This window comes from Polyangium jinanense, assembly GCF_028435265.1.
Taxonomy (GTDB): Bacteria; Myxococcota_A; Polyangia; order Polyangiales; family Polyangiaceae; genus Polyangium; species Polyangium jinanense.
In genome coordinates, this window is sequence record NZ_JAGTJK010000028.1 from 131,122 (window position 1) to 138,057 (window position 6,936).

5 protein-coding genes are annotated in these 6,936 nt (G+C 69.2%); 3 read left to right on the plus strand and 2 right to left on the minus strand.

The genetic code is table 11. The features are described 5' to 3' along the window. The first annotated feature begins 11 nt into the window (after positions 1 to 11). Positions 12 to 2,741: a serine/threonine-protein kinase gene (locus KEG38_RS35825; RefSeq protein WP_272424884.1), complete on the plus strand. Its 2,730-nt coding sequence runs from the start codon at positions 12 to 14 to the stop codon at positions 2,739 to 2,741. 34 nt (positions 2,742 to 2,775) lie between these two features. On the opposite strand, the gene KEG38_RS35830 is transcribed toward KEG38_RS35825, so the two are convergent. Together KEG38_RS35830 and KEG38_RS35835 are read right to left on the minus strand one after the other, a co-directional pair. Then, positions 2,776 to 3,918 (minus strand): hypothetical protein, encoded by a 1,143-nt coding sequence (locus tag KEG38_RS35830; RefSeq protein WP_272424885.1) that lies wholly within the window; start codon positions 3,916 to 3,918, stop codon positions 2,776 to 2,778. 689 nt (positions 3,919 to 4,607) lie between these two features. Further along, positions 4,608 to 5,609, minus strand: a complete 1,002-nt coding sequence (locus tag KEG38_RS35835) for an alpha/beta hydrolase (RefSeq protein ID WP_272424886.1) — start codon at positions 5,607 to 5,609, stop codon at positions 4,608 to 4,610. Between the two features lie 235 nt (positions 5,610 to 5,844). Between KEG38_RS35835 and KEG38_RS35840 the strand changes: the two genes are divergently transcribed. Next, a complete protein-coding gene (locus KEG38_RS35840; RefSeq protein ID WP_272424887.1) occupies positions 5,845 to 6,297 on the plus strand; it encodes a hypothetical protein in 453 nt (150 codons plus the stop codon). Positions 6,298 to 6,353: 56 nt separating this feature from the next. Continuing rightward, complete coding sequence (locus tag KEG38_RS35845; RefSeq protein WP_272424888.1) at positions 6,354 to 6,815, plus strand: hypothetical protein; 462 nt, start codon at positions 6,354 to 6,356, stop codon at positions 6,813 to 6,815. The last annotated feature ends 121 nt before the right edge of the window (positions 6,816 to 6,936 follow it).

Sequence of the window (6,936 nt, forward strand, 5' to 3'; positions counted from 1 at the left end):
CCGCAACGACGATGGAGCACCCTTCCGAGAACACCATCCTCGCGTTCGTCGAGGGGCGACTCGCCGCGGCCGAGGCTTGCAAGCTCGATGACCACATCGACGCATGCGAGTCCTGCCGCTTGCTGGTGATCGCGGCGGCCCGGGCGTCGCTCGGCACGGCAAGCGATGCGGATCGCGCCTCCCCTCCGCCCGCCCTCGATGACGCGGCCCCGCTTTCGCGCGGCGCACGGCTCGGCCGCTACACCATCTCCGACGTGCTCGGCAGGGGCGGCATGGGGATCGTGTACGCTGCGCACGATCCCACGCTCGATCGCAAGGTGGCGCTCAAGGTCCTGCGCGGCGAGGTGACCGCGCGCGTCGGGGCCGACATCGCGTCGGCGCGGCTCCTCCGCGAGGCGCGCATCGCCGCGCGGCTTTCGCACCCGAACGTGGTGACGATCTACGACGTCGACAGCCACGGCGGCCAGATCTTCATCGCCATGGAGTACGTCGACGGGCAGCCGCTCTCCGTCTGGCTGGAGGAGGGGCCTCACCCCGCCCGCGAGATCCTGGAGCGCTTCACGCAAGCAGGACGGGGGCTCGTGGCAGCCCACGGCGCGGGCCTCGTGCACCGAGATTTCAAGCCCGCGAACGTGCTCATCGGCAAGGACGGGCGCGTGCGCGTCAGCGATTTCGGCCTCGCCGGCTGGACGAGCGAGGAGGCCTCGGGCAAGGCCACGGCCGAGGGGGCGGCGGGCCCAGCGCTCACGCGAACGGGCGCGCTCCTCGGAACGCCGATCTACATGGCCCCGGAGCAGCACCGCGGCGAGCGGGCGGGCCCGCACGCGGACCAGTTCAGCTTCGCGGTCGCGCTGTACGAGGCGCTGTACCGGCGCTCGGCCTTCGAGGGCAAGACGCTCGAGGAGCTCTCGGCAAGCAAGGCCCGAGGACCCGCCGAGCCGCCCAGCGGCGGGGAGGAGCCTGCGCGCGTCCGGCGCGCCCTGCTGCGCGCCTTGCGCCCGCAGCAGGAAGAGCGCTTTCCCTCCATGGAAGCGCTGCTCCAGAAGCTCGAGGCCGACCCCGCACGGACCCGCCGCCGCGCCGCCGTCGGCCTCCTCGCGGGCGTCCTCGTCGCCGCCGGCCTCTTCGTCCCTGCCTGGATGGCGCGGCAGCAGCAGCGCCTCTGCCGCGGGGCGGAGGCGAAGCTCACGGGCGTGTGGGATGAGGGGCGGCGAGCTGCTGTTCGCGACGCGTTCACTGCCTCCAAGCAGCCGTTCGCCTCGGTGGCGCTCACGCAGGTGGAGCGCGCGCTCGACGCCCAGGCGGCGGCCTGGGTCGCCGGCCATGTCGATGCCTGCGAGGCGACGCGGGTGCGCGGCGAGCAGGCGGAGTCGGTGCTGGCGCTGCGCATGGCCTGCCTCGATCTGCGGGCCAAGGAGCTCAAGGCGCTGGTCGACATCTTCTCCGAGGCGGACGGCGCCACGGTGAGCCGCGCTGTGCAGGCCGTGAACGCGATGACCCCGGTGCGCGCCTGCGCCGACGTGGCGGCGCTCTCCGGGCCGCTGCCGCCGCCGGACGATCCCGCGCTACGCGCGCGCATCGACACCGCGCGCGGAGAGCTCGCGCGTGGCAAGGCGCTGTACGACGCCGCGAAATTCCCGCCCACGCGCGCGCTCGCCGACCAGGTGGTCACGGAGGCCAAGGCGATCGCCCACCAGCCGCTGCTCGCCGACGCGCTCGACCTCCTGGGAAAGGTGCAGCAGTCCCAGGGCGCGCACGCGGAGGCCGAGGCGACCTTCCTCGCTTCGATCCGGGCGGCGCAGGCGGGCCGCCACGATTGGCAAGCCGCGAATGGGCTGACCTCGCTGGTGTTTTTGGCGGGCCACCCGCTCGGCCGCCCCGCGGACGCGCACCGGTGGGCGGAGCTTGCCGCGGGAGCGATCGCCCGGCTTGGCGGAGACGCGGAGTTCGAGGCGGCGCTGGCCGGCAACGAGGCGACCGTCTATCTCGAGGAGGGCAAGCTCGACCGGGCGCTCGAGGCCGCCTCGCGCGCCGTTTCGCTCGAGCAGCGGCTGCACGGCGACGAGAACCTCCACACCGCCAAGGTGAAGACCAACCTGGGCGCCGCGCTGGTGGCGCTCGGCCGTTATGCCGAGGCGCGCGGCCACTACCAGGGCGCGCTCGCGACGTTCGAGGGGATGCTCGGCCCGGATCACCCGGCCTGCGCGACGGTCCTGAACAATAGCGTGGAGGTCCATGTCCGGCTGAACGATCTGCCGGCGGCGCGCGCTGCAGCCGAGCGGGCTTTATCCATTCGCGAGCGCGCGCTCGGTCCCGAGCACGCCGCGCTCGGCACCACGCTGCTCAACCTGGCCGAGGTGATGATGAAGGAGCGCGCCTTCGCCGACGCCCGTCCTCGCCTCACGCGGGTGGTCGCCATCTACGAGAAGGCCGTTGGGCCCACGCACGTCTATCTCGCCGAGCCGCTGGAAAAGCTGGGCGAGCTGCATCTGGAAACCGGCGCGCCGGCGGAGGCGATCCCGCTGCTCGAACGGGCGCTTTCGCTACGGGCGTCGGGGGCCGAGGGACCGTACAAGGATGCGTCGACGCGATTCTTGCTGGCGCGCGCCCTCGTTGCGGCGGGCAGCGACCGTGCCCGCGCGAAAAAGCTCGCGGAGGAGGCCCAGGCGGCCTATGCCGCCGGGGGCGAGGCCTGGGCGGTGCCGAAGGCGGAGATCGTGGCGTGGCTCTCGCAGCGGTGAGGGAGAATCGCGTCGTGCCAGGGTGGCGACGCGTTTACTGGCTGTAATACTCGAAGGCGTTGCTGAAGTCGTCTGGGTTCGGCGCGACGTTCTTGATGTCTCCCGTGGTGATGTCGATTGTGACATAACCGACGTTGGCGAAAACGTAGTATTCGTTCTTCGCCGGGTCGATGCCTCCGCGAGCGTTGTGCCCCGTGATGGTCGGGAGGCTCTTGATCGGGGTAAATACACCCGTCTGGAGATCCAGCGTTCCGAACGCGAATTCCCACGTGGTGGGATCTTTGAGGAGGCCATACACCGTGCCCGTGATCGGATGGAGCTCGTGGGCCGCCACGTCTTGCACATCAGGCGCGACGTGGGTGATGAGGCCTGTGCTCACATCGATCGTCAGCCAACCGAGGTTCGTCCTCAGGTAGAAACTCTTGCCGGTCGGATCGATCCCGGGAGCGTCCGATAGGCCCAGCACGCCGGGGAGCGTGCTGATGGTGGAAAAGACCCCGGTCTCCGGATTGATGGTGCCGAAGTGCTCCTCGGAGGCCGCGGCGTCCCACCTCACGGCATAGAGGACCCCGGTGATGGGGTGGGCACGCACCGTGTAGCTCTCCCACGCGGGGGAGACATCCACGACGTTGCCGGTTTTCACGTCAATCGCGAGCTGGCCGACGTTCGTCTGGAGGTAGAATCGACCCTTCACGGAATTGAGCACCATCGGGTCGCCGACAGACATGACACCGGGGAGGATGCTCATCGTATGAAGTTTCCCCGTGGAGGGCGTCACGTAGCCGAAACGCTCCTCCATCTGGGCATCGTCGTAATCCACGCTGTAGAGCGTCGTCGTCAGCGTCCCGCCGCCCGAGCCTCCGCCGCCGCCCGCGCCGCCTGAGCCTCCGCCGCCGCCGGCGCCACCCGAGCCTCCGCCGCCGCCGGCGCCACCCGAGCCTCCGGTGCCGCCTCCGCCCGAGCCTCCGCCTCCGCCGGCGCCGCCACCCGAGCCGCCGGTGCCGCCTCCGCCGGCGCCGCCACCCGAGCCGCCGGTGCCGCCGCCGCCGGCGCCGCCACCCGAGCCGCCGGTGCCGCCTCCGCCCTGTCCGCCGACGCCGCCCTGTCCGCCGGTCGCGTCGCCCCCGGTGCCGGCCATGCCGCCGCTGCCCCCGGCGCCGGCTCCGCCCATTCCCATGCCCCCTGTGCCGCCTTGCCCTCCGCTGCCGCTCGATGCCGTCCCTCCACCGACGGACGTGCTGGCCGCCCCACCTCCTTCACCGCCGTTGTTGCCGCTGCTGTTGCAACCCAGAAGCACAAGGAGCACACCAAGTGTAAGAGAACCCCGCATTGGACCTCCCGTCGGGGATTGAACGTAGATAGGGGCCCCTGCGCCTGTCAACCGAGAATGTCAGAACACGAACAGGAGTCCGCGGAGCACCGTTAGGAGGGGACCTCCTTGGCTCGTAATTCAGGGGGATTGAAGCTCTTATCGCGGAGCTATCAAAAAGCGATCGTCCGCCCAACTGGGGCCGGCCTGGGGCTGAGCATTGGTCTCATCTGGGAGGCGCTGCGCTGGGGCTTTGCCCCAGGCCCCACCGGGGCTATCCGCCCCTGGACCCGGGGCCTGCGCAAGCGCTGGACCCGGGGTCGATGAACTGCGCATCGCGCAGTTCATCGAACAGCCAGGTCAAGACCAACGACGCCCCTGCCCGTCGCCAGCGGGCAACGCCCCTTCCTGGTCTTGCCACCGGCCTGTTGGAAGAACTGCGCATCGCGCAGTTCTTCCACAAAAGGTCCAGGGCTTGCCCTGGTTCGGGTCGAGGGGCGAACAGCCCCCGCGGGGCCCGGGGCAGCGCCCCGGCACGGCGGCCCCAAGAAGAGACATCAGCGACGGTCTTCGCCGGCGGGCGTTTGCTTCGCGCGCCAGCGGGAAAGCAGCCTGGCGAGCCAGGCCTCGCGCGCGGCGAGACAGGCCTTGGCGATCTCCGACTCGGGTGCGATGTCGTAAAACCCGTGGAAGGCGCCGCCCCATACGTGCAGCTCGCAATCGCCGCCGGCGGCCCAGATGGCGCTGGCGTAAGCCACGTCCTCGTCACGGAACACCTCGGCGGCGCCCACGTCGATGAACGTCGGCGGCAGGCCACCCAAGTCGATGGCGCGCGCCGGTGCGGAGTAGGGGGATACGGTTTCGGTGCCCCGCCTGTCGCCGAGCACGGCCGTCCAGGCCGTCAGGTTGCTCGTGCGATCCCAGATGCCGGTGCCCTGGTACTGGTGGGACGAGACCGTCTCGTTGCGGTCGTCGATCATCGGACACTGGAGCAATTGTCCGGCCAGTTTCGGTCCCTTCCGGTCGCGCGAAAGGAGCGTCGTGCCCGCCGCGAGCCCGCCGCCGCCGCTGCCGCCGAAGATGACCAGGCATTCGGGGTCGAACCCGAGCTCCTCGGCATGTTTCGCCATCCATGCGAGGCCGGCGTAACAATCCTCGACGGGGATCGGGGCCGGGTGCTCGGGGGCCAGTCGGTATTCGACCGTGACGCCCACCGCGTCGTGCTTCATGGCCCAGTCCACGAGCGGGTTGACCGCCGCGAACCGATTGCACATGACCATGCCGCCCCCGTGGATGTTGTAGATCCCGGGGCCGGGCTTTTGGTGGTCCTTGCGGGAGATCACCGAGACGACGATCTCGGCACCTTCGTAACCGGCGATCGTGTGGTCGACGCACTGGACGGGCCGGTCGCCGATGATCTCCTCGATGGTCGGCATCTTCAATGCCCGGAAATGAGCCAGGCGGTCGGGCGTCATACCGACCGGCACATATCCCTCCAGGGCCGGGAGGATCGGCGCGATCTGGGGGTCGAACGGGGGATTCGCGAGAGGGCGCTTCATGAAGTCTCCTTATCCGTCCAGTTGTAGCGGATGGAACGCCCACGGCCAGAATCGATCCCGCTTCGAGATGCGAACGGTGGCCTCGAGCACCGCGGCGACGAGCTCCCGCGAGCGCTGCCGTCGGAGCATCTTCCCCGGGGAAATCGGGAAGCGAACGGGCATCCTCACCGGGAGGGGGAAACGCGAACACGGTGACGCGTCGACGGCGGAGGTTCGGCTCTACAATCGCGCCCCCATGAAGCGAACATTCGGCCTCGGATTGCTCTTCATCACCGCGATTGCCGTCTCCGGTTGCTCGAAAAAAGACGAGATGCCTCTCGTCGAGCTGCAGGGGGGCGATGGTTTCGAGGGGCTGTCGATCGGCCTGCCTCCTGGCGTGACTGCCCCCCCGGAAAAGTTCGGCAAGGTCAGCATCAAGCTCGACGGCTACGTCATCGACGTGCACCCCACCGAGGGCACGCTGGCCGATGAGAAGGAAAATTTCGGGTCGAAGGGCTTCCACGTCGAGACGGCCGACGGATTCATCTCCAAGGACGACGGGAAGGATAGCAAGACGTTCCCGGTGCTGCGCGTGTACCAGAAGGGCGAAACGCGGCTGCTATGCTCGTCGCGTCTGCCGGAGGCGCCGCCGACGCTCGAGAAAGCGAAGGAAGCGCTCGCCATCTGCTCGACGCTCGTGAAGAAGTAGCGTTCCACACGGCGAACACTATCCTCCGCGCGCCGCCGTGACGTATCATCGCGGCCATGTTGCATGGCCGCAGCTTCATCCTCGTGCTCCTGCTCGCCGCGTGTGGCGGGTCCTCCTCTCCGCCACCTGCAACGTCCGACACGCGTACCATCGCTGATCTCGGGCCCATGTGCCATCGCTACTACGCGCGACAGGCCACGTGCACCGACGACTACCTGTCCGCGGTGCTCGACCTCCGCATCGAGCTCGACATGCCGAAGGGCATCGGCGAGCGCGTCAAGACCGAGGGGCGCGACGTGGTCCTGAAGGAATCGCGCGTCCAGTGGGAGAGCGACATGGAGCCCGCGAAGATCGACGCGATGTGCAACGCGATGGCGACCCGCACGCCGGCCGACCAGCTGGATCGGCTGCTCAAGCAGGGCGACGCCTGCGAGGCGGCGGCCGACTGCAAGGCGTTCGCGACCTGCGCCGTCGGAACCGAGCGGTCGTACATCGCGTCGGGCGCGACGCATCACTAGAACTCATCTCACAAACCGTCCAGTAGGTCTATCAGCGCCAACCTCCTACTTTGTAGGATCAATCGAACGAACCTCGCTCCAGCGGTCGGTACATTTTTGGTGCTGGCGACATATGCGGGTA